Here is a 24,030-nt window from a genome sequence, read left to right as displayed (position 1 = left end):
TTTACCTAAAGTATCAACAATCAAGGAAATATTGGCTCCAAAGCAGAAGGCTAAAGACTTTTAATTTCCTGTGTACCCCTACCTTGCGGTATTAACTCAAGTTGCTAGTGCAGCACGGCAGAAATGATTGAGCAGTTGAAAACTTCTTAAAAGCTGAATATAAAAACCTTCTTCCCTTCTGCCTTCTGCCTTCTGCCTTCTTGCACTAGTGTCATTGAATCGCAAAAACAGAATAATCGTTTCAGGTTTCATCTAAAATATTGCGTAGAACTACGTAAGTAGATAAGGAATTACCAAAAGTATATCGGCAATACTTATCATTAGCACTTTCTCGGATTTAATCTGTCTTTGCCACCATGATACTACCACTGGATGTGATAAGCTCAGATTGAACGCTATACCAAGCATTAATCCATTTTAGTTAAGATGGAAGTATCATTTTTAGCTTTATTATCGATCGTTAACTATATTTATTTGTTAGTTTCCCACTGACAATGGGTAATCTAACTATGGATAGGTTAGATTTTATGTAATTTAAACGGGGGTGAATGTAGAAGAATTGAAGAATACTTCACAGATTTAGAGGTTGATTAATCAACTCTGTGAAATGATTGATTGCATACATAGTACTGTAATTATTGGTTTTAGCCCGGATAATAAAATATAGGGCGCTCAAAGAATAGTAAATGATCCTATGCGCGAGTGACGCTGAATGAGCTATTGCTTAAATCCAGCCTGTCCTAATCCAGAAAACCCAGACCACGAAGAAATTTGCCAAGCTTGTGGTTCACAACTTTTGCTGCGAGGTAAATTTCGTGTGGTCAAACCTCTGGGTCAGGGTGGCTTCGGAGCTACATTTTTAGCTAAAGACCAAAAATTGCCGGGAGAACCCTGTTGCGTCATTAAGCAACTCCGTCCAACGGCAACCGCACCTCACGTTTTTCAAATGGCGCGAGAGTTATTTGAACGCGAGGCAAAAACATTAGGACAAATTGGCAATCATCCCCAGATTCCACTATTGCTGGACTACTTTGAAGACCATCAGCAATTTTATTTGGTGCAGGAGTATGTGTCCGGGGATACTCTACAAAGAGAGGTGAAACAAAATGGCCCCTTTAGCGAAGAAGGTGTCAAACAATTCTTGAGCGAGATGCTGCCAGTACTACAATATATCCACAGCCAAAAGGTAATTCACCGAGATATTAAACCAGCAAACTTGATTCGTCGCAACCAAGACCGAAAACTAGTGTTAATCGACTTCGGGGCGGTGAAAAACCAAGTTAACCCAGCAACAAATAACTCAGACCAAACAGCTTTAACAGCTTATGCTATTGGTACACCTGGGTTCGCACCCCCAGAACAAATGGCAATGCGCCCAGTTTATGCTAGTGATATTTATGCTTTGGGAGTCACTTGTATTTATTTACTGAGTGGCAAATCTCCTAAAGATTTGGATTACAATCCCTCAACTGGGGAAATGCTGTGGGAAAAGCACGTCCGCATGGTCAACAATTTGAGTGACCATTTTGCCAATGTGCTGCGGAAAATGTTAGAAGTATCAGTGCGCGATCGCTTCCAATCCGCCAACGATGTTCTCAGAGCTTTAGACCTAGAACCATACCTGGATAGTTTAGCTCAAGGCATGATTGCTGGCCTACCACCGGGATCTTCACCATCACCAGCTAGCAGGTTTGGCCCTAATTCCCTAAATTCTGGAAGTGCTTCTAAAGGAGGATCTGTATCCTCCAATTCTGTAGTTAAAGCAGCAATGGCAATTCGTGCCAGACGCACTAGGCTAGAAGGAACTGACATTCATTCAGGAATCAGTGGCTATCGAGCTAATACTAACAGAAATGTCGGAAATGTACCTAGTAGTGATAATTTTACCGGAAGTAAGGCTAAAAATATTAAGCGCAAATTAGACGCGCAAGAAGTACAAACATCCTACAGTAAAGGTAGAAGAGATTTTGCCCAACAAAATCTCAGCTTACTAAATTTACAAAAAGTTGACTTATCAGAAGCTATTTTTCATCAAGCTAGATTAAATAGAACCAATCTTCAAGGCGCAAATCTATTTCACGCCGATTTTGGCAGAGCCAGTTTAAATCAAGCAATTCTCCGGGATGCTAATTTAGGTAGAGCATATCTAAGTTATGCTGATTTAGAAGGTGCGGATTTGCGAGGGGCAGATTTGAGTTATGCCCATCTGATGAATGCCAATTTGCGAGGGGCAAATCTCTGTGGTGCTAACCTCACTGGTGCCAGAATCACAGAAGAGCAATTAGCTATGGCTAAAACTAACTGGATGACTGTACGCCCTTCGGGAAAACGCGGGATTTGGTAAGTTTGGGGACTAGAGGACTAGGGAACTAGGGAAGATTCAATACGTGCTAACGCACACGCTACGCGAACGAAAATCGAAAATTTCCCAATGACCAATGACTAAAGACTAATGACTAAAGACTAATGACTAAGACAGCACTAATTACAGGGGTTACAGGTCAAGACGGTTATTACTTAAGTCGATTACTATTGCAAAAGGGTTATCGAGTGGTGGGCTTGGTATTACCTCAACGGCAAAGTAGTCTCGCTAAGTTGGGTTCTTTAGTTAACAAACTAGAGATTTATGCTGTTGATATGATTGATAGTGCAGTGATTTCTGGTTTGCTCGAACAAGTAAAACCTCAAGAAATTTATAATTTAGCTGCTCCTAGTTTTGTTCCCGATTCTTGGAATGACCCACTGGAAACCTTAGATTTAGTCGCTGCAACGGCAACTCGATTGTTAATGGCCGTTCGTCAAGCAGGTTTGGCAACTCGATTTTATCAAGCTAGCAGTTCGGAAATGTTTGGGCAAGTAGACTCTTCGCCTCAAGATGAAAATACGCCTTTTCGACCAATGAATCCCTACGCAGCGGCAAAATTACACGCTCATTGGACAATGGCGCATTATCGTCAGCGTTATGATTTGTTTGCTTGCAGTGGTATTTTATACAATCATGAATCGCCCCGCAGATCGTCACAGTTTGTGACTCGGAAAGTGTGTTTGACAGCAGCAGCAATTAAATTGGGAATTAGCGATCGCTTAGAAATGGGCAATTTGGAAGCTATATACGATTGGGGTTATGCCGGAGATTACGTCGAAGCAATGTGGCGAATGTTGCAACAAAACCAACCTGAAGATTACGTAGTTGGGACAGGAAAACTGCACAGTGTCAAGGAATTAGTAGCTACCGCGTTTGAATGTGTGGGATTAGATTGGACTCGCTATCTGGTAGTGAATCCCAATTTAGTCCAACCTGACGAAGGTTTTGTATTAGTAGCTAACTCCACAAAAGCAAAACAAAAACTGAAATGGCAACCTCAAGTTAACTTTCAAGAATTGATAGAAAAAATGGTACGCAAAGATTTAGAGCGATTGCAGAATGGCACAATCGTACCAAGTGCTAGAGCTTAGTTAGGCGGGCAGGGGCAGAGGAGCAGAGGAGCAGAGGAGCAGAGGGGCAGAGGGGAAAGCTAAAATTTAATTCCCCTTGTCCATCTTGTCCCCTTGTCCCCTTGTCTCCTTGTCTCCTTGCACTCTTGTTTTCCACCACAAGTACAAGAGTTAATTTTTAGTTTGAGATTTGGGAATTATATAAATATAAATTTAAGGATAAGAATGAAAATGAACAGTGACAAGCGTTACTTATTTGTTTTCTTAGAAATTGTTGGTGTTGAAGGTGGGATTCAATCCTATATTAAGGATATTTGGCGAGCTTATTTAGGATTATCCGAACCACCGATGGCGGATGTATTTTTGCTCCGGGATGCAGCTGTAAAGAACAATCCTTTTGCCACCGAAAAGCTGAGATTTCATTATTTCAAAACTGTAAATCCAATGTTAGGGCGAGTTTGGATGATTGCTGCTTTAGCGATTTATCTTTGGCAATATCGTCCCCATCATGTTTTTTGCGGTCACATTAATTTAGGGCCTTTAATTCAAACACTTTGCCAAAGCATGGGAATACCTTATACGGTTTTGACTTATGGTAAAGAAGTTTGGGAACCGTTGCTGCCAAAAGATCAAAAAGCTTTGCAACAAGCGTCGGCAATTTGGACAATTAGCCGTTATAGTCGCGACCAACTTTGTCAAGCTAATCAAATTAATCCTAAGTTTGTGGAGTTTCTTCCTTGTTGTGTAGATGGTGAGGTGTTTACTCCGGGAGAGAAGAATTCGGCTTTAGTGGAAAAGTATAATTTGGCGGGTGCTAGAGTGTTGATGACTGTGGCAAGATTGTGGTCTGGGGATATTTATAAAGGTGTAGATGTGACGATTCGGGCGCTACCTGCGATCGCGCAAGCCTTCCCCAATGTAAAATACTTAGTCATCGGTCGTGGTGACGACCAACCAAGATTAGCGCAGTTAGCAAAAGATTTAGGTGTTGCTGACAGAGTTGTTTTTGCAGGTTTTGTACCCACAGAACAATTAGTCGAACATTACCGTCTTGCTGATGCTTATATCATGCCTTCTCAAGAAGGATTTGGTATTGTTTACTTAGAAGCGATGGCTTGCGGTGTTCCGGTGTTGTCTGGTGACGCTGACGGTTCAGCTGACCCTTTACAAGATGGGCGTTTGGGTTGGCGAGTTCCCCATCGTAACCCAGAAGCGGTGACAAAAGCTTGTATGGAAATTCTTCAAGGCGAAGATCAACGTTGTGACGGGAAATGGTTACGACAAGAGTCTTTAGCCCAATTTGGTAGAGATGCTTTTCGCCAAAAGCTGCAAGAATTGTTAAGTGCGACAGACCGTGTTGCTTTACCAAGATAAGAGACAAAGGGACTAGGTGACTAGGTACTGGGGATGGGGAAAGTTTGACCAAGATTATTTGATTTACAGGATGAACGGGATTAGTCAATCTGTAAATTCTCTCCATCCTGAAATCTTGTCAATCCCGATCGAGTTTTGAGTTGTAGGGGCGGGTTTAGTAAGATATAGCAGAAGGCAGAAGGCAGAAGGCTTTTATGCAGAAGGAAAAACCTTATAAAACAAGGGTTATGACTTTTCATCTTGCCTTAATCGCCTTGGCGGTTGCTATATCTGTGTCGTAACAGTAAATTGAACCGCAAAACCGTTCGGCTGACGCTCACGGAAGCCCGCCCTGGAGAGAGTTTTGAGTTAAGAAAAAAGCTTTGAGTTCAATATTCCCCTTGTCCCCTTGTCCCCCAATCCCCTGTCTCCAGTCCCCTATCCTCGCCCTGAACTCGCTATGCTAGATGCAGACCAAGATTGAGATGCAGGAAATGAGCATCAAAAATTTTCAATTTAATTTTTCAGGTTTAACCTGCGCCCTCACTGTTTTCTTGTCGTTTTGGCTGCTAAGTACGATCGGACTTGGCTGGCTGGCGAATTCTGTGTTAATTCTAATGGTGTGTTTGGTGACGCTACCTGCGATCGCATTTTTTGTGTTTCGCTGGTGGTTAAAGCGCAATTTGGTTGAAGATAAATGTCCCGTTTGCGGTTATGAATTCACTGGTTTGAATCAAACTCAAATGCGCTGTCCTAGTTGTAGCGAACCTCTGTTGATTGAGCAAGGTCATTTTCAACGAGTAACACCACCAGGAACAATTGATGTCCAAGCAGTAGAAGTTTCGGCTAAACAAATAGAGGAATAACTAAGTTTGTTGTAACGACTTCAGTCGTTATGATTAGGACTGAAGTCCCTACAACGAACCTTAATTATGACGGTGAACGAGGGTGGTGGTTGCTTGGTCTACTGGTACTAGTAAAATTTCGCTAATATTAACGTGATTTGGGCGAGTGACGCAGAAAAAAACCACATCTGCAACATCATCTCCAGTTAAAGGTGTGAGTCCCTGGTAAACTTTTTCGGCGCGTTCAGTATCACCATGAAATCGTACTTGACTAAATTCGGTTTCCACTAAACCTGGATCGATGCAACTAACACGAATTGGTGTTCCTAAAAGGTCTTGTTTTAAGCCTTCAGAAATTGCTCTAACTGCTGCTTTGGAACCACAATAAACATTACCACTTGGGTATGTTTGCCGACCTGCGATCGAGCCAATATTTACCACATGACCTTTACTTCTACTGACCATTCCGGGAACAACATAACGGGTAAGATAAAGTAAACCTTTGACGTTGGTATCAATCATTTCTTCCCAATCTTGAAAGTCGCCTTCGTGGAGTTTACTTAAACCGCGACTTAAGCCTGCATTGTTAATTAAAATGTCGATGTTTTGCCAAGGTTCTGGGAGAGAGTTTAAGGCTGTTTCTACGGCTTGGCGATCGCGCACATCTAACTCTATCAAATAAACTGGAGTAGCAAACTCTTTACTGAGTTTATCTGCAATTTCTTGCAGTTTTTCTTTACGTCTTGCTGCTAAAATTAGCTTTGCGCCAGCCTGAGCAAATACTTTAGCGCAGGATGCACCAATTCCACTGCTTGCACCAGTAATTAGAACAATTTCGTTTTGGATTGAAATCATAATTTAATCAATTTTAGATGTAAATTTAGCTTTTTTTCAGCAATTAAAAAAGGCAGAGCCTCTATTTTAGTTCCCAGGTTGAACCTGGGAACGAGATTTGGGACAGGGAGTAGGACAGGCATCTTGCCTGTCAAGGTTAATGCAAGTTCCTTAACCGGAAGTTCTGCTAGGACGAGAGGGACGTGCTGGAGAAGGAGAACTAGAACGGTTAGGTGTTGGATTGTTTCTCCCACCAGCAATTACTGGTAATCTTTGGGAGACAATAGTAATACCATCTGAGCGAACTAAGATTGCAGAAATCCAATATTTACCAGCTTCATTTGGGGCACGACCAACTTTAAAAATGCCGCCAGCATTTAGTGGTTCCAATTGAACTTTTGGTGAATTAAGATATTTATCGGGGCTGATTTGTTCGAGTAAAGCTGTACCGACTAACAAGTTATCTTTTAGCGGTTCTTTAACTACTACATCGAAATTAAATTCTTGACCTGTGCGGACTTGTTCGGGTAATTTAAAATCAACTGAAGGCGGTTTTTCGCCAGAAGTTAATTGAGTTTTTTCGCTCAAAATCTCTTGGTTAACAATTTTTTGATTTTCAAAGCGTTGTTTAGAACGAATGGTGGCGTTGAAACCCCAATTTCTGCCATCTACTGGCTGAGTTCCTGTGATATTTGTGACTGTTTCAGCAACTATGCCATTTCCTTGATTTTGCCAAGATTTTAATTCTGTGCGGTATTTCAACTGAGGATAAAGTTGCCAAAGTTGGGTGAGGGTTTTTTCCATACCTGCGCGATTTAAGCCGTCGCTATTGCTAAAATTAGCACCGTAAAATTGCATTACTGCTGGAACGTTGCGAGTATTCGCTGCGGCATCGATTTGCGCTAAAGTATTTTTCAATTCCGGTGGTGCGGAGTCAGGAGTAGCAGCTTTGGCAGTTGTCCACCCTGCGGATAACCCCAATGTTAACAGGAAAGCTACGGGTAAGGTGGTGGGTCGAAATTTCAGAGGATGTGGCATATTTTGATATTTTGAGAATCAGCCTAAAACACCAGATTTGTTTAGATGTTAACTGAGAAACAGAAATTCGATCGCCAAGCTGCTTCCCTAGAAGGTAATGCTTCAGCACCACGACGACTGTTAATTGCGGCTAGTGGTACTGGGGGACATTTGTTTCCGGCGCTAGCTTTGGCGGAACAATTGCCAGATTACCAAATTGAGTGGCTGGGTGTCCCAAATCGCCTAGAAAAAGATTTGGTTCCAGCTAAGTATCGCTTAAATACGATCGCAGTGGAAGGTTTTCAACAGCGTTTGGGTTTGGGTTCACTGAAAATTGTCGGTAAGTTTGCGACGGCGATTCGCAGTTGTCGAGAGTTGCTGAAACGGGGAAAGTTTAACGGGGTATTCACTACTGGGGGTTATATTGCGGCACCTGCGATTATTGCGGCGCGATCGCTCGGTTTACCTGTTATTCTACATGAAGCAAATGCGATTCCGGGTAAAGTAACAAGATTTTTCGGCCCTTGGTGTCAGACTGTAGCGGTGGGGTTTGCACCTGCGGAGAAGTTTTTGACTGGTTGTAAGACAGTTTATACTAGTACGCCTGTGCGATCGCAATTTCTTGCCCCCGAAAAACACGATTTACCGATTCCCGATGATGTACCTTTAATAGCAGTAATTGGTGGTAGTCAAGGTGCGGTAGCAGTCAATAAACTTGTGCGCCAAAGTGCAAAAAGTTGGTTTGAAAAATGCGCTTGGGTTGTGCATCAAACCGGGGAAAACGATCCTGATGTGGCAAATTTACAACATCCTTACTATTATCCATTGCCATTTTATAACAATATGGCAGGACTCTTACAAAGAGCGAATTTAGTAATTAGTCGTGCGGGTGCGGGTTCTTTAACGGAATTAGCAGTAATGGGGAAACCTGCAATTTTAATTCCCTATCCTTTTGCCGCCGAAGATCATCAAACATACAATGCAAAAATTTTTGCTGATGCTGGCGCGGCTTTAGTGTTTAAGCAATCAGAATTAACGCCGGAAATTTTAAGAAACCAAGTTTTAACTTTATTAGAATCACCGGATAAGTTGCAGCAAATGTCTGAAGTTGCTTTTAGTTTAGCAGTAAAAGATAGTGCAGAAAGATTAGCTAAATTAGTGCGGCAATTTTTGGAGTAAATTTGGGGGACTAGGGACTGGAGAAGAGTATTTAGATATCTGTTAAAAAACGATATCTATCTACTTTTATCTTTGCACCCAACAGAAAAGATAAAGCTAACATCTGTTTTCATCTGCGTTCCAAAAAAACCATATCTCAATTTACCGAACCAGCGATAGGATCGATCGCACCTTGCTAAAATTAAGTCAGGATTGCCGAGGAAAAATTGCCATGCTGCAAACAGAATCAAAAACAATGAATCTGGAGGAATTCTTGGACTGGTATCCAGATGGTTACGGTTGTTTTGAATTATATGATGGAGTAGTTGTCGAAATGCAACCAACTGGAACACATGAACAGGTAGCAGGAGAATTTGGTAGTGAGTTAGCGATCGAAATTCGTCGCTTAAAACTTCCGTATTTCATTCCTCGACAATGTATAATTAAGCCTATTAATTCTGATAAGTCAGGTTATATTCCAGATGTAGCTGTTTTGGATTGGAAGGCGCTGGAAAATGAACCTATGTGGAAAAAGCGATCGCTAATTACCAAAGGTGAAACAGTGCGATTAGTTATCGAAGTAGTTAGCACTAATTGGCAGGATGATTATTTAGTTAAGTTAGCAGAATACGAAAAATTGGGTATTCCTGAATATTGGATTGTTGATTATTTAGGTTTGGGTGGTAGACGCTATATTGGAGATCCGAAACAACCGACAATTTCGGTTTACCAAATGGTTGAAGGCGAGTATATGGTTAGTCAGTTTAGAGGGAACGATAGCATTCAATCAGCCATTTTTTCAGAGTTGAATTTAACAGCAGAAAAAATTTTTAAAATTGGGGAATAAGGAGAGCGATCGCAATGATTACAACCACAAAAAAAGTAAGTTTTGCCGAATATGTCAAGTATAATGATGGCACTGATAGGAAGTATGAATTAGTCAATGGAGAGTTAATCCCAATGAGTTTAGGAACTGGGAAACATGGGGCGATTATAGAATTTGTCAACGACTGTTTTAAGGAAGAAGCTAAGAAAGAAGGAAAACCTTGGACTTCAAAAGATATGCGGATTGGTGTGCGATCGCCTCGTGGAGGACGTTGGGATACTTCGCGGATTCCAGATATTACAGTATTAACTATAGAACAATGGGAATCACTTGCTAATCGGGAAGCAGTAATTGAATTAGATGAACCTCCACCGATTTTAGTAGTAGAAGTAGTTAGCGAATCTACTAAAACTACTGATTATCGTGCTAAACGTTCTGAATATGCTGTATTGGGTATTTCCGAATATTGGATTGTTGACCCAATAGATGAAGTAGTAATAGTATGTTCTTTAATCGAAGGTTTTTATGATGCAGTTTTCTTTCGCGGTCAAGAACGGGTTATTTCTGGGAGTTTTCCCGAATTAAACTTGAGTGCAAAGCAGGTATTACAAGCGGGAAAGTGAAAATGATTACTAAACTAATGGTTCAACCTTCCTTCTGGGTAGAATCGGGGATTAAAATCAGTCAAGTGAGAAACCTAAATTTATTTAAGTTTACGGATGAACTTCAATCTCGTTTAGATGAACTAGCAGAGAAAAACAAAAATGGATTGTTAAATTCAGAAGAAGAAGCTGGATTAACTGGAATTTTAGAATTAGACAGGATTTTTACCTTAATAAATGCCAGAATTATTGCCGAATCATGACAATTAGTAATAACACGCGGCAGTTAGTTCGAGAAAGGGCAAATTATCTCTGCGAATATTGCCATTCTTTAGAAGAAGCAAGTGCGGCGCAGTTTGCGATCGATCGTATCTTACCTCAGTCTCTCGGTGGTTCAGACCAATTTAGTAATTTAGCCTTAGCCTGTCAGCGTTGTAATGGATATTTTTCACACTAGCTAGTAAATACTGCATAACCTCCTGCATCCCAGACATATAAGCATACAAAGTGAACAAAAAGTAGGTGCAGAGATGGCTAAACAGAATCAAACAGACAAAATCTCCCAGAAATCGCCTTTATTCGGGTTAGGCTATCACAGTTTAGCAATATTCACTTGTATTTTATTGTTATCGGAATCAGTAGTTGCCGCACCGAGACAATTATCACCTGATTTTCAGGATAAATCCTCGCAGATTGCCCAAGGTAGCGAACAAGAGAAGACTAAAGCCGCTGCTGTAAGATTCATGCAGGAAGGATTAGAACTATATAAACAAGGAACAGTAGAATCTAAGAGACAAGCGATCGCAAAATGGGAAGAAGCACTTTCACTTTATCGCGCAGTAGGTGAAAAGGCAGGAGAAGGTGTTATCCTCTTTGGCATTGGTCGTACCTACTTCGACTTAGGAGAATCGCAGAAAGCACTCTCGTACTTTAACCAATCTCTGCCCTTATTCCGTACAGTAGAGAACAAAGAATGGGAAGCTAAGAACCTGATCAATCTTGGTCATACCTACTATGCTTTAAGAGAAAACCAAAAGGCGCTGGAGTACTTCAATCAATCCTTACCCTTATTCCGTGCGCTGGGTGACAAAGCATTTGAAGCTGCCAACCTCTGGGCTATTGGTCGAGTTTACAATACTTTGGGAGAACAGCAACAAGCACTAGAGTACTACAATCAATCCTTGCCCTTAAGCCGTGCAGCGGGTGAAAAAGCTACAGAAGCTGCTATCCTTTTGGAGATGGGCAGAATCTACGATCGCCAAGGAGAAAAACAGAAAGCACTCGCTTACTTCAACCAATCTTTGCCCCTATTCCAAGAAGTAGGAAATAAAGCAGACGAAGCTACTACCCTCAGTTACATTGGTCTTGTCTACTCAGACTTGAAAGAAAAGCAAAAAGCACTCGATTACTTGAACCAATCTCTCCCTTTATGGCGACAGCTGAGAAGTAAAGTTGGAGAAGGCGCTGCCCTCTTAGGCATTGGCAATGTCTACAATGATTCAGGAGAAAAGCAAAAAGCACTTGATTACTTCAACCAATGTTTACCCTTATTCCAACAAGCGGGATATAAACCAGGCGAAGCTGCTACCCTTTGGGTTATTGGCAACATCTACGATAATTTAGGAGAAAAGCAGAAAGCACTTGATTACTTCAACCAATCCCTTCCCCTATTTCAACAACTAAACGATAAACCCAGAGTAGCTGCTATCCTCAGCAACATTAAGCGATTATCACCTTAATTTGGCAGCGATTACTTCAACCAATCCAGAAACCCGGTTTCTTCAAGAAACCGGGTTTCTTTGTACCTCATCACTGCATACCCTTGACTATCCCAGATATATAAGGATACAAATTTAACAAAGCTCAGGTGTAGGGATGGCTAAACAGACTCAAACAGACAAAATATCAAAGAAATCGCCCTTGTTGGGGATAGGGCATCAGAGTTTAGCAGTATTCATTGGTATTTTATTGTTGTCCGAGTCAGTTGTTGCTGCACCAAGACAATCTCTTCTTTTTGGCTGGGAATCATCGCAGATTGCCCAACAGTCAGCAGGGAATGGGGAACAGAAAAGTAAGGCTGCTGCCAGAAGAGCGTATCGGCAAGGATTGCGACTATATCGGCAAGGAACGTTAGAATCTCTGCGACAGGCAATTACCAAATTTGAAGAAGCTCTTCCACTTTTTCGGGCAATGGGTGAAAAGGCATGGGAAGCTGTTACCCTTTTGGGTATTGGCAAAGTCTACTCAGCTTTGGGAGAAAAGCAAAAGGCACTGGAATACTACAACCAATCCTTGTCCATCATGCGACAAGTAGGGAATAAAAAAGGGGAAGCTACTACTCTAAACAACATTGGCCTTGTCTACTCAGCTTTAGGAGAAAAGCAAAAGGCACTGGAATACTACAACCAATCCTTGTCCATCATGCGACAAGTAGGGAATAAAAAAGGGGAAGCTACTACTCTAAACAACATTGGTGGTGTCTACTCAGCTTTAGGAGAAAAGCAAAGAGCATTGGAGTTCTACAACCAATCTTTGCCCCTAAGACGAGAAGTGGGAGATAAATCCGGGGAAGCTCGTACCCTCAACAATATTGGCCTTGTCTACTCAGCTTTAGGAGAAAAGCAAAAAGCACTAGAATACTTCAACCAATCCTTATCTCTATCGCGACAAGTGGGAGATAAAGCACAGGAAGCTCGTACTCTTGACAATATTAGGACTGTCTACAATGCTGCCCAACAGCCAATAAGTAGTGAGCAAGAACGAAGTAGGGCTGCTGCCAAAAGAGTTTTGCAGGAGGGATTACAGCTATTTCAGCAAGGAACAGCAGAATCTAAGAGACAGGCAATAGCGAAATTTGAAGAAGCACTTTCACTCTTTCGGGTGGTTAGCGAAAACTTAGGGGAAGCTGCGACCCTCCTGGTTATTGGCAGAGTCTACGATGATTTAGGAGAAAAACAAAAGGCACTTGATTACTTCAACCAATCCTTAGCACTATCTCGACAGTTAAAAAATAAAGCTCTAGAAGCTGTTACCTTCAATAACATTGGTCTTGTCTACGATGATTTAGGAGAAAAGCAAAAAGCACTCGATTACTTCAACCAATCCTTGTGCCTCAGACGACAAGTAGGAGATAAAAAAGGAGAAGCTGTTACCCTCAATAACATTGGTCTTGTCTACGATGATTTAGGAGAAAAGCAAAAAGCACTCGATTACTTCAACCAATCCCTACCCCTACGGCGACAAGTAGGAGATAAAGATGGGGAAGCTGTTACCCTCAATAACATTGGTGTTGTCTACTCAGATTTAGGAGGAAAGCAAAAAGCACTCGATTACTTCAACCAATCCCTACCCCTACGGCGACAAGTAGGAGATAAAGCCGGGGAAGCTACTACCTTAAACAACATTGGCGTTGTCTACTCAGCTTTAGGAGAAAAGCAAAAAGCACTCGATTATTACAATCAATCCTTACCCCTATCCCAACAAGTCGGAGATAAAGCACAGGAAGCTACTACCCTCAGTACCATTGGCCCTGTCTACTCAAATTTAGGAGAAAAGCAAAAGGCACTGGAGTTCTACAACCAATCCCTACCCCTACAGCGACAATTAGGAGATAAAGCCGGGGAAGCTACTACCTTAAACAACATTGGTGCTGTCTACTCAGCTTTAGGAGAAAAGCAAAAGGCACTGGAGTTCTACAACCAATCCTTACTCCTAAAGCGACAAGTGAGAGATAAACAAGGAGAAGCTGCTACCCTCCACAACATTGGCGGTTTCTACTTAGCTTTAAGAAAAAAGCAAAAGGCACTTGATTACTTCAACCAATCCTTATCTCTATCCCGACAAGTGGGAGATAAAGCACAGGAAGCTGCTACCCTCAATGGGATTGGTATTGTCTACCATCTTTTAGGAAAAAAGCAAAAGGCACTAGATTTCTACAGCCAATCCTTACCCCTATCGCGGCAAGTGGGAGATAAAGCACAGGAGGCTCTTATCCTTTATAGTTTCGCCGTCCTTGAACGCGACAAAGGCAATCTCAACCAAGCTCTTACTAATATTGAATTTGCCATCAAAATTATCGAAGAACTCCGCCTCAAAATTGGCAGCCAACAACTCCGCGCTTCTTACTTTGCCACAGTCCAAGATTATTACGAATTCTACATCAACCTATTAATGCGGTTGCACAAAACCAACCCTTCCCAAGGTTATGATGCTAAAGCACTGCACGCTTCCGAACGCTCAAAAGCACGCTCTTTGTTAGAACTTCTCACTGAAGCAAATGCCAACATTCGTCAAGGTGTAGACCCTAAATTACTAGAACAAGAACGCAACTTGCAACAACAACTCAACGCTGCCGAACAAAACCGAGTTAAACTTTTGCAAGGTCAATATACAGATAAAGAATTAGACAATCTTAAACAACAAATCGAAAATCTGATCACCCAACTTCAGCAATTAGAAGGGGAAATCCGAGTTAAAAGTCCTCAATATGCTGCATTAAAATATCCCCAACCTCTCACTTTGCCAGAAATTCAACAACAGGTACTCGACGACAACACGATTCTTTTAGAATACTCTTTAGGCGAAAAACGCAGCTATCTTTGGTTAGTCAGCAAAACAGAAATCACCAGCTACGAACTACCCAAACGCGCCGACATTGAAGCAGCTGCTCAAGCTTTTTATGCACAACTGAAATCCTCGGAAATAGGTAGCCCAGAAGTGGGAATGAAATTGAGTCAAATGGTACTCGCGCCTGTGGCAAATCAACTGGGGAATAAAAGATTAATTATTGTTGGGGATGGTGCTTTGCAATCTATTCCCTTTGCAGCATTACCGATTCCTGTTTCCGCTAGTTCTCCCACGCCGTTAATAGTTCAAAACGAAATTGTTACTCTACCTTCTGCTTCTACCATAGCCATTTCACGCAATCAACTAAAAAACCGCACTCCGGCACCAAAAACCCTCGCTGTAATTGCAGATCCAGTTTTTAATATTAATGATGAACGTTTGCAAAAATCTCCTTCTGGGCAAAGCAACTCTACAGATTCTACTGCATTAACAAGATCTCTAATTGATGTGGGTGTCACTCTCCAACGTCTCCCTTTCACTCGCAAAGAAGCTGAAGCTATTCTCACTCTTGTTCCTGAAAATCTCCGCACTTCTGCTTTTGACTTCGCCGCTTCTCGCGTCACTGCAACTAATCCTAACTTAGCTCAATATCGCATTGTTCACTTCGCCACTCACGGTTTAATTAATAGTATTAATCCAGAATTATCCGGTGTTGTCCTATCTTTGGTAAATGATAAGGGCATAGATGAAGATGGTTTTTTGCGTCTTAATGATATTTTTAACTTGAATCTTCCGGCTGAACTTGTGGTTCTTAGTGCTTGTCAAACTGGGCTGGGAAAAGAAATGAAAGGAGAAGGTTTGGTAGGATTAACTAGAGGTTTTATGTATGCTGGTGCAAAAGATGTGGTGGTAAGTTTGTGGAGTGTTCAGGATGCGGGAACATCGGAATTGATGAAGAAGTTTTATCATCAAATGTTAGAAAAAGGGTTAACTCCTGTGGCGGCAATGAGGGCAGCACAATTAGAAATGATCAAGTCTGAACAATGGAAATCTCCTTATTATTGGGCGGCGTTTGTGGTGCAAGGTGAATGGAATTAGTTGGAATTCAAAACAATAATGTAGAGACGTTATATATAACGTCTCTACATTATTGTTTTGCTATAATCTTTTAACTTTTTACTTGGCTACCATGCAATCTTGGATCATCAGAATTATTCTTGTTTGTGGTGACAGGTGGGGTAAATTTGGAAACTTGTCCGGTAGTTTTAGCGTAAGGTAAAGATTCACCTGCAACTAAAGCTGTTAAATTTGCTGCCATAATGGTTTTAGGTTGTTCGCCTATAGTTTGCGCGATCGCATCTCCATCTTTTCCAAAAAATACAAAATGGGGAATACCATCCACTCGATAACGCTCAATTTCGGGCAACCATTTGTTATTATCCACATTGAGCATGACAAAATTCACCTTGTCAGTATATTGCTGTTCTAATTCATTCATATCACTCGCCATCGCCTGACAAGTTGTACACCAATTAGCATAAAACTCTACTAATGTTGGTTTTCCATTGCTCATGGCTATGTCTAAAGGCATGGAGTTTTCTGCTAAGGTGGTTAAGGTAGCAGTACTTGTTTCAGTTCGCAGCCCTAAAACCAACGCAACTGAAAGGGCAATTGCTGCTAAAACAATTAATAAATTTCTGACTCTTGCGCCTACAGTTGAAGCTGACTTTTCGGGAGACTCTACAGTAGATTTAGGTGAATTTTTAATCATCGGATAGTTGAAAAAAGATTACGCACTACCTTTAATTTAACTGAAGTTGCTAAAACCGATCGCCTTTATGAAAAAACGAGTTACCCTAACTTTCCCCAAACGTTCTGTACAAATGCCAGTAACTTATCGGCTGGCAAAAGATTTTAACGTCGCTGCTAATATTATCCGCGCCCAAGTTGCGCCGAATCAAATTGGTAAATTGGTGGTAGAATTATCGGGGGATATTGATGCTTTAGAAGCAGCAATAGACTGGATGCGATCGCAAGATATTGGCATTTCCCTCGCCAGTCGAGAAATATTAATTGACGAAGATGTGTGCGTCAATTGTGGTTTATGCACTGGCGTTTGTCCCTCAGAAGCATTATCATTAGAACCGGAAACATTTAAACTGACATTTGTGCGATCGCGTTGTATTGTTTGCGAACAATGTATTCCTACTTGTCCGGTGCAAGCAATTTCTACTAACTTATAGATTGCCTTTAAAGTGGGAAAAGATCGGCCCAAATTCCATCATCTCCTTGCAGTCTTTCCTGCGCCGGAGAATCATAGGTTACTAACAGCAACTTTTGATTTCCTTCATTGCGCCAAAAAGCTAATCCTTCGGCATGATCGACTCCTTCACCGAATGGAATATCTAAAATTAGAGAAGGTTTTAACAAAGATTCTTCTGGCAAATTTATCCCATTTTCGATGCGATAAAGTCTCACAGGGCCGTCTAAATCCATCGTTGGCCCCGCTAATACTAACAAATCTTCTCCATCGATCGCAAGTTCTCGAATTCCCAACCCAGAAAGATAAACAAAATGTTTTTTATAAAGTTTGTCTCCCAAGCTTTTTAATTTTAAAGTATTGGGGCTGCTTTCCTCCACAGAAATTTCTAAAATAATCGCCCATCCCCGTAAAACAGGCCCACGTAACCCCAGAAAAATTTTATCTTGATAAACTGCTAAACCTTCAATATCAAAACCGTTTTCTTTAGAAGGAATTTGACTAGCTAAAAAAGGCGCTAAATGCGGATCGTCTAGCAAAGCATCTATCAGTAAATTGCCATTTTTAGTATTTTCCAATTTAGCTGCTGTCAACTGAACATCTGGATTGTCTGGATGTTCATAAGATTTACATAAATTATTACCTTTTACTGGTATTCTTGCCAATAAATAACGGTTTTCTTCCCGTTTAATATTTTGCATTTTTTGAATATTTTCTAAATCCGATCGCTTCGACTTCGGCTTAGAACGTTTCAAGCTATGAGAACCAACTAACCATATATAATTGTTAGCATAATCCATGCTCTCAATATCTATTTCTTCATCAGACTTATTTGGTAAATCAATAAAATCTTTCAAATTAAATGTTTGATGAGCTGCAAAAGTTTTGTCATCAGTTTTAGTCAGCCTTTCAAGATTAGTATTTTCATCACATCCTAACCATAAAACTTCCCCAGGAGTCATTGCCATTGCTGACAAATCTTTTCGACATCCAGCTAATTTAGCTTCAAAGCACAGTAAAATCTTTTCCATTTTGACACTTCAATATTTTCAGCAATTTTCCAAGGCAAGTAAATCTATCAGCAAATGCTCACCCTAATCTATTAATAACAATAGAAAAGCCACTGGCAATATATCCAGTGGCATATTATGGCCAATTAAGCAAAAAAACTAAACATTGACCATTTCTTTATGCTCAATTCGAGTACCTAAAAGCTTGAGAAATTCAGCTAACCAACGGGGATGTGCAGGCCAAGCAGGTGCAGTTACCAAATTAGCATCAACCATTGCTTCATCAACCGGAATATGCACATAAAGTCCACCAGCTAAGGTAACATCTGGGCCACAAGCAGGGTAAGCAGTACAACTTTTTCCTTCTAAAACTCCCGCAGCTGCTAAAAGTTGTAAACCGTGACAAATAGCAGCAATGGGTTTATTTTTTTCCGCAAAATGGCGAGTAATTTCTAATACCCTTTGATTTAACCGAATGTATTCCGGTGCTCTACCCCCAGGAACAACCAAAGCATCGTAAGTTGTTGGATCTACTTCGGCAAAATTAGCATTTAAAGTAAAATTATGACCTGGTTTTTCTGTATAAGTTTGGTCGCCTTCAAAGTCATGCACTCCAGTTCTTACCTTTTCGCCAGCTGTTTTATCTGGACAAACAGCGTGTACAGTATGTCCGACCATTTGTAATGCTTGGAAAGGTACCATTACTTCATAGTCTTCCACGTAGTCACCCACCAGCATTAAAATTTTTTTGGCAGCCATATTTCAGTTCCTAATCTTTTTAGTTCTTTGCTTAATCTATTTTGTAACAAATTTGAGAATAAATAGACAAAACCCACCACTTGATTAAGTGGTGGGAGTAGGAATTAACTATTTACAAGTCTTGCTATTTTTAGAAAACGGTAGTAGAGAATGGGCTGGAAGTGACCGTACCAGTACTTGCGAGAATGATGGCATTTCTGCCCGTACCGCCAACAACTGGCCCAGTAATATCGTCCCACCAGTTATTAGTGGCATCGAGATTTCCTGTCCCGCCATGATACAAAGCAGCATTGGTGTTGCCAATTAAGTTATTGTAATTGAGCGTAACTGTATTGGGGATATTTGTACCGTTACGAATTGCCACACCATTGTAGGAGTTAGTAATCAGGTTGCCACGGACATTTACTGTCCCTAGCAGAGTTGTGCCAAAGCCAGAATCCCGCAAGCGAATACCAGCCCTATCTATACCTTGGCTAATATTAGTATCAGCAATTTGGTTATTTTCAATTGTGGCATTACCACCCGCGAATTGAATTCCCTGTTCTCCGGCATTAGTAACTTTATTGTTAGTAATGATGCTGGCGGGGTTAGTGATAGCATCAGCTGCAATACCTGGGCCAGTTAGGTTGGCAATTACGTTATCTGTGATTCTAGCGGTGTCGAATCTGAAAGCTTGCAAGCCACTGGTAGTACTACCAGCAGTTGTGGATACGTCACGGATTAAGTTATCGATCACATTCATGCTTCCACCACCAACACCAGTATCCAAGAAAATAACACCGCCGTTGGCTGGCCCTAAACCATTGAATACGTTTTGTCTAATCACCAAATTATTACTTACACCTTGCAGTCGAATACCGTTTTCACCACCCAATTGAATTGTCATTCCTTCAATTGTGACGTTATTAACACCTGGAAGGACTGTGAAAACAGGAAGACCGGGTGCAGTCGAAAGTACAGTTTGCGAAACACTGGAACCAGTACCTGGACTTACACCTGCATTCGTTCCCCTGATGGTTAAAGGTTTGTCGATCGTAATAGTGTTAATTTCCGCGTAAAATCCGGCTTGTGGCACGATGATATCATTGGCAGTAGCGCCAACCACTGCATCAGTAATCGTGTTGTAGCTTTGCTGAAACACTCCCGACGAGTTATACCGTAGAACGCGCCCATTATTTGCAGGTGTACCCGTCAATGGGTCGTTGTTCAATATCTGGACTGTAGCGGTGTCAGCTGAACCTACTTGGTAAGGTAGGTCTTCTAATATCTTCACTGTCACCGTTTCTCCAGGTTCATTAATGCCATCAGTAACAGGAGTAACGGTTACGGGGGCGGAAACAGACTGACCAGCTGCAATGGTGACAGTGCCAGTTAAAGCCCCATAGTCTGCGCCGGGGGTTGCTGTACCTGTGGTGGTATACTGGATAGTCAGAGGTTGGGTGATGTCGCCTCCGGTACGAACAAACTGAAATGTACCGTTTCCTTCGCTAAGACCAGGTTCTCCAGCAGTTGGGTCAAGGGCGGCAACGAAAACGACTGGTTTTGCGGGTGGCGGAACGTCGTTATCTAAGATGTTTAGAACTGCGGTATTTTGTGTGCCAACGATTGCGCCGCCTGTGGGGTTAACTAAGGCTAAGTTGACGGTTTCTGTTGGTTCTACTAAGGTATCGTCAACAATCGGAACATTGACCACTTGTGAAGTTACCCCTGGCGCAAAGTTAACTGTGATGGGGGTGTTGTTGTAGTCTGCTGGGGTGGTGGCAGTACCATTGCTGAGGTTAACGGTGGCGGAAACTGCCCCGGAAGTGTCACCACTCCGAACAACGGTAACGGCTAAAATAGGCGTGCCATCTTCGTTAACAACGTATTGTGGGTTGCTAAACTGAAGAGTCGGTGGGTCAATAATATTTAGGACTGCGTTACCTTGTGGCCCGATTACTGCACCTGGGGAAGGGTTAACTAAGGATAAATTGACGGTTTCTGTTGGTTCTGGTATTCCGTCGTTAACTACAGGAACAGTAATTACTTGGGAAGTTTGTCCATCAGCAAAGTTAACGGTGATGGGGGTATTATTGTAGTCGCCTGGTGCAACGGCTGTTCCATTAGTGAGGTTAATGGTAGCGGAAGCTGGCCCTTCTAAGCCACCACTACGAACTACTGTCACTGCTAAGATTGGTGTGCCATCTTCACGAACAGAGAATTGAGGAGCACTAAACTGAATAACAGGTTGATTTACTGTGCTTGTATAGTCGATTTTCTGCACTAGGTAATCGGAACTGTCGGTGATGATTCCGTTGACGACTGGTACAGTACCAGTTGGGTTGGCGTAGGGTCTGGCGGTGAATCTCAGTTCGTCAAAGTCAGCGTTGGAAATTTGAAATTTGTAATCGTAATTTGTGGCATCATCAGCTGTAAATTTTACGCCGATGCCGGAATTGTCGATCGAAGATGCCAGTCCACCACCTACGCGAGTCGCATTGATATCTACAAGTTTCCCATCTTTAAATGCTTGCAGGAAACCAACTTCATCGCCATATTTTTCACCAGATTTAGGTGCAAATAAACTCAGGTCAATTAAGGCGCTTGTAACGCTTTGATTGGGCCCCCATTTAAAGGTTAGCACCTGAGATTCGCCGTTATTTGGGTTATAGTTAATTTCGGCTCGAACTTTAGTCGCGTCGTTCCACCAACCATCGTAAGAGTCGGCAACACCAATGCCAGCAATATTACCAAAAGTGTCGTTACCTGCTTGACCAGTAATAGCGAAATTTAAATTGGAGAGGTTTAGGTCTGGATTTGTTGAGTAATTTAATAATGAAAGATCGGCGGAACCAGTGCTATTAAATGTTGCGGTACTAGTTCCGTTAATTGTAATACCTTGGTTATCAGCAGCTGTTAACCATTCGTTTTGAAATTCAGTTAAACCTGTTGCGTCGTTGGTATAATTAGTCGCTTGTCCTAGTACGCCATTAAGATTAATAAGAGCCATATATTTTCCTCCGATGAGCGAGTGTAAAATGATTGGAGTTCAGAACAAAAGGATTTTTTCTTTAGTCCTTGATGGTAAGCAGGTAATTTCTGCAAAGTAATTCTTCAGCAATGAATAGGTCGCTGCTAAATTAGTCAGTTAATAGGAGATGGTGGAGCTTTGAGTTAGATTTGTGCTTTTAGCTATTCATATTTTTTGTCCAATTTTTAATTCTTAAACCAGTGCAGAATCAATAAATGTGATCTACACATATTTTTCTTATGGGTAATATCTGATCCGGAAACTTTTCTGAGAAATTTCCTATTAATTATCTGCGGGAAAAAGTACCCCAACATTGATTTTTTATAGCACCCCGAAATAAATTGTAAAATTCAGGGATGCGGAGTTGCTGTTTTCCGAGTAATTACTAGTAAGAATAATCAGGTATTATGTAAAATTACAGTATTAGAAGATTTAGGCGGTCGCGAATCTGTAAAAACACCTAAACAATTAATTTTACTGTAGAGACGTTGTTTTTACATTTTCCGGTTGTTTATCTAAAAATTTGTTCAACTAGTCGTTTGGTGACGTATTTGCTAATGATTTAGCTAATGAAATTAGGTGACTTGAGGAGATCCCCCATTATCCCCCTTAGTAAGGGGGACTTAAAATTCAGATTTTTTCTCTCTTTTGCCAAGTCTTGTTCCCCCCTTGGTAAGGGGGGTTAGGGGGGATCAACTTTGATTTGGAGATGCCCCATTATCCCCCTTAAAAAGGGGGACTTAAAATACAGTTTTGTTCCCTCTTTGACAAGGGACTTAAAACTTTTATGCTAAAAAGCCGATCGCACCGGAATCAACTCCGCTTGCTTCTTGTTCCAAGCGATCGAGAATTTCCCTAGTCCGAATTTTCGGATCACCTGTCAAGAAATCACGGTTTTTCAAATCCTACAGCACGAGTTTTAATTTTTTCCACTGTGCGGGGATCTGTTTCAAATGTAACCCAACCCGATCGCTTTGCACCTCTGGGTAAAAATTGAATTTGCAACTCGGCGCTTTCTTCTTCTTTCCCATCCTTTTCCAATACAACTTCTATTTGCACTGTTTCAGCTGTTTGTTCTCCCTTATTTGTCGCTATAACAGGAACTAAAAAATTTTGTCCTTGGGGTTGAATTTTTCCTAGTTGAATTTCAATATTCGGCGGCGCTTCACTGCTAGTTGTAGCATCATAAATTAAATATCCTAAAATACTGACAACCAAAAGTAAACCCAGTGCAAAAATTACCCATTCTAACCAATTTTTTTCTAATTTACTCATTGTAGTAATATCCTCCCCGCCGAAGCGCCCAATGTAGCTGGTAATGCCAAAACTACTGTTTCTGCTAAATTGATAATTGGTGAAAGTCCATCAAAGCGCCCAAAAAACCAGAGAATTGATGCGGAAGCAACTAAGGCTATTGCGTAAGTAACAATAGTACCTGAAACTATAGTAAATAAGCTATAAGAACGAGTAAACTTTTCCGCATCCATGAAGTTACTATAAAACAGAATTACAGCCCCAAATATGATTGAGACTAATGCTAAAGCCAGCAATCTTTCCGAAGTAATCTGTGTGGCGATGACAATTACTTCTTCTGTGGGTGCAACGTTAGCGGCGAATAACACTGCACCGCATAAAGCAATTACAACTTGTCCCCAAAAATCAATATGTTTTTCTGCGGGACTAGGGATACCTGGATTGTTTTGATCGCCGTGCATTCCTGTATCAGGTTGACTGTTGTTGTTATCTCCAAGTTGTGCAGTTCCCACAGCAACTCCGATCGCAACCGTCATGGCTTCAACAATTACTTTTCCAGCAATTTCATTAAACGTCATTTCTGCGGTAATGCGTCCTAATAACCACAAGAAAGCAGCTGCAACAATGATTCCTAATCCCATTTCTTCCACAGAATCAATTACTACTTCTAATGGGCTGGCATCTCTTCTTAAACCTGCGTAGCGATTATACCCAAGTAATAAGGAAAATGTGGCGAGGACATAAAGAAACATCCGCAATGGATCGATAGAAAAACCCGCCCACCAGACTTCCATTGTGTAAAGCAGAGGTAAACTAAACATTACGCCACCTACTACGCCCCGGAAGTATTGTTGAGAAGATTTGGTGAGCGATCGCACCATCTCCTGTTGAGTTTTGTGACGATTTTTATTGGCTTCCGAACTCATTCTCTAAGTAAAATCGTAGATTGTAGTAAGTTATGGTAACTAATTTTGCTTTGACTTTGCCTCTACATATCGAAGTAACGTTAGGAGAAGATCCCAACAATTTCTAAAACTCAGATCTTGCAGCAGGGGAGGTAGAACCTGGTTACAAAAAATCTCTTTCCCCCACCTCCCCATC

Annotated in this window: 21 protein-coding genes; 12 read left to right on the top strand and 9 right to left on the bottom strand. The window is 41.4% G+C overall.

Features of this window, described 5'->3' with window-relative positions:
• Positions 1–96: 96 nt before the first annotated feature.
• Positions 97–252, bottom strand: coding sequence for a hypothetical protein (locus IQ264_RS14455; protein WP_193981491.1), 156 nt, complete (start codon positions 250–252; stop codon positions 97–99).
• A gap of 460 nt (positions 253–712) precedes the next feature.
• On the opposite strand from IQ264_RS14455, the gene IQ264_RS14450 reads away from it, so the two are divergent.
• From IQ264_RS14450 to IQ264_RS14435, 4 genes are all read left to right on the top strand, one after another.
• On the top strand, positions 713–2,344 hold the full coding sequence (locus IQ264_RS14450) for a serine/threonine-protein kinase (protein WP_193981490.1): 1,632 nt from the start codon (positions 713–715) through the stop codon (positions 2,342–2,344).
• A gap of 122 nt (positions 2,345–2,466) precedes the next feature.
• Positions 2,467–3,456, top strand: a complete 990-nt coding sequence (locus IQ264_RS14445) for a GDP-mannose 4,6-dehydratase (RefSeq protein ID WP_193981489.1) — start codon at positions 2,467–2,469, stop codon at positions 3,454–3,456.
• A gap of 210 nt (positions 3,457–3,666) precedes the next feature.
• On the top strand, positions 3,667–4,809 hold the full coding sequence (locus IQ264_RS14440; RefSeq protein ID WP_228061539.1) for a glycosyltransferase: 1,143 nt from the start codon (positions 3,667–3,669) through the stop codon (positions 4,807–4,809).
• 464 nt (positions 4,810–5,273) lie between these two features.
• A complete protein-coding gene (locus IQ264_RS14435) occupies positions 5,274–5,654 on the top strand; it encodes a hypothetical protein (protein WP_228061541.1) in 381 nt (126 codons plus the stop codon).
• 60 nt (positions 5,655–5,714) lie between these two features.
• On the opposite strand, the gene IQ264_RS14430 is transcribed toward IQ264_RS14435, so the two are convergent.
• Complete coding sequence (locus IQ264_RS14430; protein ID WP_193981486.1) at positions 5,715–6,488, bottom strand: SDR family oxidoreductase; 774 nt, start codon at positions 6,486–6,488, stop codon at positions 5,715–5,717.
• Between the two features lie 150 nt (positions 6,489–6,638).
• Positions 6,639–7,505 (bottom strand): nuclear transport factor 2 family protein, encoded by an 867-nt coding sequence (locus tag IQ264_RS14425; protein ID WP_193981485.1) that lies wholly within the window; start codon positions 7,503–7,505, stop codon positions 6,639–6,641.
• 45 nt (positions 7,506–7,550) lie between these two features.
• Here IQ264_RS14425 and murG point away from each other — a divergent pair, with 45 nt between their 5' ends.
• The 7 genes from murG (at position 7,551) to IQ264_RS14390 (ending at position 15,734) form a co-directional block, all read left to right on the top strand.
• Entirely contained in the window at positions 7,551–8,663 is a 1,113-nt protein-coding gene (murG, locus tag IQ264_RS14420) for an undecaprenyldiphospho-muramoylpentapeptide beta-N-acetylglucosaminyltransferase (RefSeq protein WP_193981484.1), read from the top strand.
• Between the two features lie 211 nt (positions 8,664–8,874).
• Positions 8,875–9,489 carry a Uma2 family endonuclease gene (locus IQ264_RS14415; protein ID WP_193981483.1) on the top strand — a complete coding sequence of 205 codons (615 nt, stop codon included), beginning with the start codon at positions 8,875–8,877 and terminating at the stop codon, positions 9,487–9,489.
• 14 nt (positions 9,490–9,503) lie between these two features.
• The gene (locus IQ264_RS14410; RefSeq protein WP_193981482.1) at positions 9,504–10,091 is read left to right on the top strand and encodes a Uma2 family endonuclease; all 588 of its coding nucleotides are present in this window, start codon (positions 9,504–9,506) and stop codon (positions 10,089–10,091) included.
• A 2-nt stretch (positions 10,092–10,093) separates the two neighbouring features.
• Positions 10,094–10,333 (top strand): hypothetical protein, encoded by a 240-nt coding sequence (locus IQ264_RS14405; protein WP_193981481.1) that lies wholly within the window; start codon positions 10,094–10,096, stop codon positions 10,331–10,333.
• Entirely contained in the window at positions 10,330–10,527 is a 198-nt protein-coding gene (locus IQ264_RS14400; protein ID WP_228061538.1) for an HNH endonuclease, read from the top strand. The genes IQ264_RS14405 and IQ264_RS14400 overlap by 4 nt, the downstream gene beginning before the upstream one ends.
• 73 nt (positions 10,528–10,600) lie before the next feature.
• Positions 10,601–11,809: a tetratricopeptide repeat protein gene (locus IQ264_RS14395; RefSeq protein ID WP_193981480.1), complete on the top strand. Its 1,209-nt coding sequence runs from the start codon at positions 10,601–10,603 to the stop codon at positions 11,807–11,809.
• Between the two features lie 136 nt (positions 11,810–11,945).
• The gene (locus IQ264_RS14390; protein WP_193981479.1) at positions 11,946–15,734 is read left to right on the top strand and encodes a CHAT domain-containing protein; all 3,789 of its coding nucleotides are present in this window, start codon (positions 11,946–11,948) and stop codon (positions 15,732–15,734) included.
• A gap of 70 nt (positions 15,735–15,804) precedes the next feature.
• On the opposite strand, the gene IQ264_RS14385 is transcribed toward IQ264_RS14390, so the two are convergent.
• Positions 15,805–16,407, bottom strand: a complete 603-nt coding sequence (locus tag IQ264_RS14385; protein WP_193981478.1) for a thioredoxin family protein — start codon at positions 16,405–16,407, stop codon at positions 15,805–15,807.
• Positions 16,408–16,474: 67 nt separating this feature from the next.
• On the opposite strand from IQ264_RS14385, the gene IQ264_RS14380 reads away from it, so the two are divergent.
• On the top strand, positions 16,475–16,879 hold the full coding sequence (locus IQ264_RS14380) for an NIL domain-containing protein (protein ID WP_193981477.1): 405 nt from the start codon (positions 16,475–16,477) through the stop codon (positions 16,877–16,879).
• Between the two features lie 7 nt (positions 16,880–16,886).
• On the opposite strand, the gene IQ264_RS14375 is transcribed toward IQ264_RS14380, so the two are convergent.
• From IQ264_RS14375 to IQ264_RS14355, 5 genes are all read right to left on the bottom strand, one after another.
• The gene (locus IQ264_RS14375) at positions 16,887–17,927 is read right to left on the bottom strand and encodes a DUF3616 domain-containing protein (RefSeq protein WP_193981476.1); all 1,041 of its coding nucleotides are present in this window, start codon (positions 17,925–17,927) and stop codon (positions 16,887–16,889) included.
• A gap of 138 nt (positions 17,928–18,065) precedes the next feature.
• Positions 18,066–18,665, bottom strand: coding sequence for a DJ-1/PfpI family protein (locus IQ264_RS14370; protein WP_193981475.1), 600 nt, complete (start codon positions 18,663–18,665; stop codon positions 18,066–18,068).
• A 130-nt stretch (positions 18,666–18,795) separates the two neighbouring features.
• On the bottom strand, positions 18,796–21,654 hold the full coding sequence (locus IQ264_RS14365) for a Calx-beta domain-containing protein (RefSeq protein WP_193981474.1): 2,859 nt from the start codon (positions 21,652–21,654) through the stop codon (positions 18,796–18,798).
• A gap of 909 nt (positions 21,655–22,563) precedes the next feature.
• On the bottom strand, positions 22,564–22,950 hold the full coding sequence (locus IQ264_RS14360) for a hypothetical protein (RefSeq protein ID WP_193981473.1): 387 nt from the start codon (positions 22,948–22,950) through the stop codon (positions 22,564–22,566).
• Entirely contained in the window at positions 22,947–23,855 is a 909-nt protein-coding gene (locus IQ264_RS14355) for a TIGR02587 family membrane protein (protein WP_193981472.1), read from the bottom strand. The genes IQ264_RS14360 and IQ264_RS14355 overlap by 4 nt, the downstream gene beginning before the upstream one ends.
• Positions 23,856–24,030: the final 175 nt, after the last annotated feature.

This window comes from [Phormidium] sp. LEGE 05292, assembly GCF_015207735.1.
In the GTDB taxonomy this organism is placed as follows: domain Bacteria; phylum Cyanobacteriota; class Cyanobacteriia; order Cyanobacteriales; family Aerosakkonemataceae; genus Floridanema.
The sequence above is the reverse complement of the archived record's forward strand: the minus strand, read 5'-3'. Positions and strand labels throughout refer to the sequence as shown.

What these genes read in the sequence shown, in the direction of transcription:
- IQ264_RS14395 (WP_193981480.1), top strand. Translation starts at nt 10,601, where the DNA reads ATGGCTAAACAGAATCAAACAGACAAAATCTCCCAGAAATCGCCTTTA.
- IQ264_RS14455 (WP_193981491.1), bottom strand. Translation starts at nt 252, where the DNA reads ATGAAACCTGAAACGATTATTCTGTTTTTGCGATTCAATGACACTAGT.
- IQ264_RS14355 (WP_193981472.1), bottom strand. Translation starts at nt 23,855, where the DNA reads ATGAGTTCGGAAGCCAATAAAAATCGTCACAAAACTCAACAGGAGATG.
- IQ264_RS14365 (WP_193981474.1), bottom strand. Translation starts at nt 21,654, where the DNA reads ATGGCTCTTATTAATCTTAATGGCGTACTAGGACAAGCGACTAATTAT.
- IQ264_RS14370 (WP_193981475.1), bottom strand. Translation starts at nt 18,665, where the DNA reads ATGGCTGCCAAAAAAATTTTAATGCTGGTGGGTGACTACGTGGAAGAC.
- murG (WP_193981484.1), top strand. Translation starts at nt 7,551, where the DNA reads ATGTTAACTGAGAAACAGAAATTCGATCGCCAAGCTGCTTCCCTAGAA.
- IQ264_RS14430 (WP_193981486.1), bottom strand. Translation starts at nt 6,488, where the DNA reads ATGATTTCAATCCAAAACGAAATTGTTCTAATTACTGGTGCAAGCAGT.
- IQ264_RS14445 (WP_193981489.1), top strand. Translation starts at nt 2,467, where the DNA reads ATGACTAAGACAGCACTAATTACAGGGGTTACAGGTCAAGACGGTTAT.
- IQ264_RS14440 (WP_228061539.1), top strand. Translation starts at nt 3,667, where the DNA reads ATGAACAGTGACAAGCGTTACTTATTTGTTTTCTTAGAAATTGTTGGT.
- IQ264_RS14405 (WP_193981481.1), top strand. Translation starts at nt 10,094, where the DNA reads ATGATTACTAAACTAATGGTTCAACCTTCCTTCTGGGTAGAATCGGGG.
- IQ264_RS14385 (WP_193981478.1), bottom strand. Translation starts at nt 16,407, where the DNA reads ATGATTAAAAATTCACCTAAATCTACTGTAGAGTCTCCCGAAAAGTCA.
- IQ264_RS14400 (WP_228061538.1), top strand. Translation starts at nt 10,330, where the DNA reads ATGACAATTAGTAATAACACGCGGCAGTTAGTTCGAGAAAGGGCAAAT.
- IQ264_RS14380 (WP_193981477.1), top strand. Translation starts at nt 16,475, where the DNA reads ATGAAAAAACGAGTTACCCTAACTTTCCCCAAACGTTCTGTACAAATG.
- IQ264_RS14390 (WP_193981479.1), top strand. Translation starts at nt 11,946, where the DNA reads ATGGCTAAACAGACTCAAACAGACAAAATATCAAAGAAATCGCCCTTG.
- IQ264_RS14410 (WP_193981482.1), top strand. Translation starts at nt 9,504, where the DNA reads ATGATTACAACCACAAAAAAAGTAAGTTTTGCCGAATATGTCAAGTAT.
- IQ264_RS14450 (WP_193981490.1), top strand. Translation starts at nt 713, where the DNA reads ATGAGCTATTGCTTAAATCCAGCCTGTCCTAATCCAGAAAACCCAGAC.
- IQ264_RS14425 (WP_193981485.1), bottom strand. Translation starts at nt 7,505, where the DNA reads ATGCCACATCCTCTGAAATTTCGACCCACCACCTTACCCGTAGCTTTC.
- IQ264_RS14435 (WP_228061541.1), top strand. Translation starts at nt 5,274, where the DNA reads ATGCAGGAAATGAGCATCAAAAATTTTCAATTTAATTTTTCAGGTTTA.
- IQ264_RS14375 (WP_193981476.1), bottom strand. Translation starts at nt 17,927, where the DNA reads ATGGAAAAGATTTTACTGTGCTTTGAAGCTAAATTAGCTGGATGTCGA.
- IQ264_RS14360 (WP_193981473.1), bottom strand. Translation starts at nt 22,950, where the DNA reads ATGAGTAAATTAGAAAAAAATTGGTTAGAATGGGTAATTTTTGCACTG.
- IQ264_RS14415 (WP_193981483.1), top strand. Translation starts at nt 8,875, where the DNA reads ATGCTGCAAACAGAATCAAAAACAATGAATCTGGAGGAATTCTTGGAC.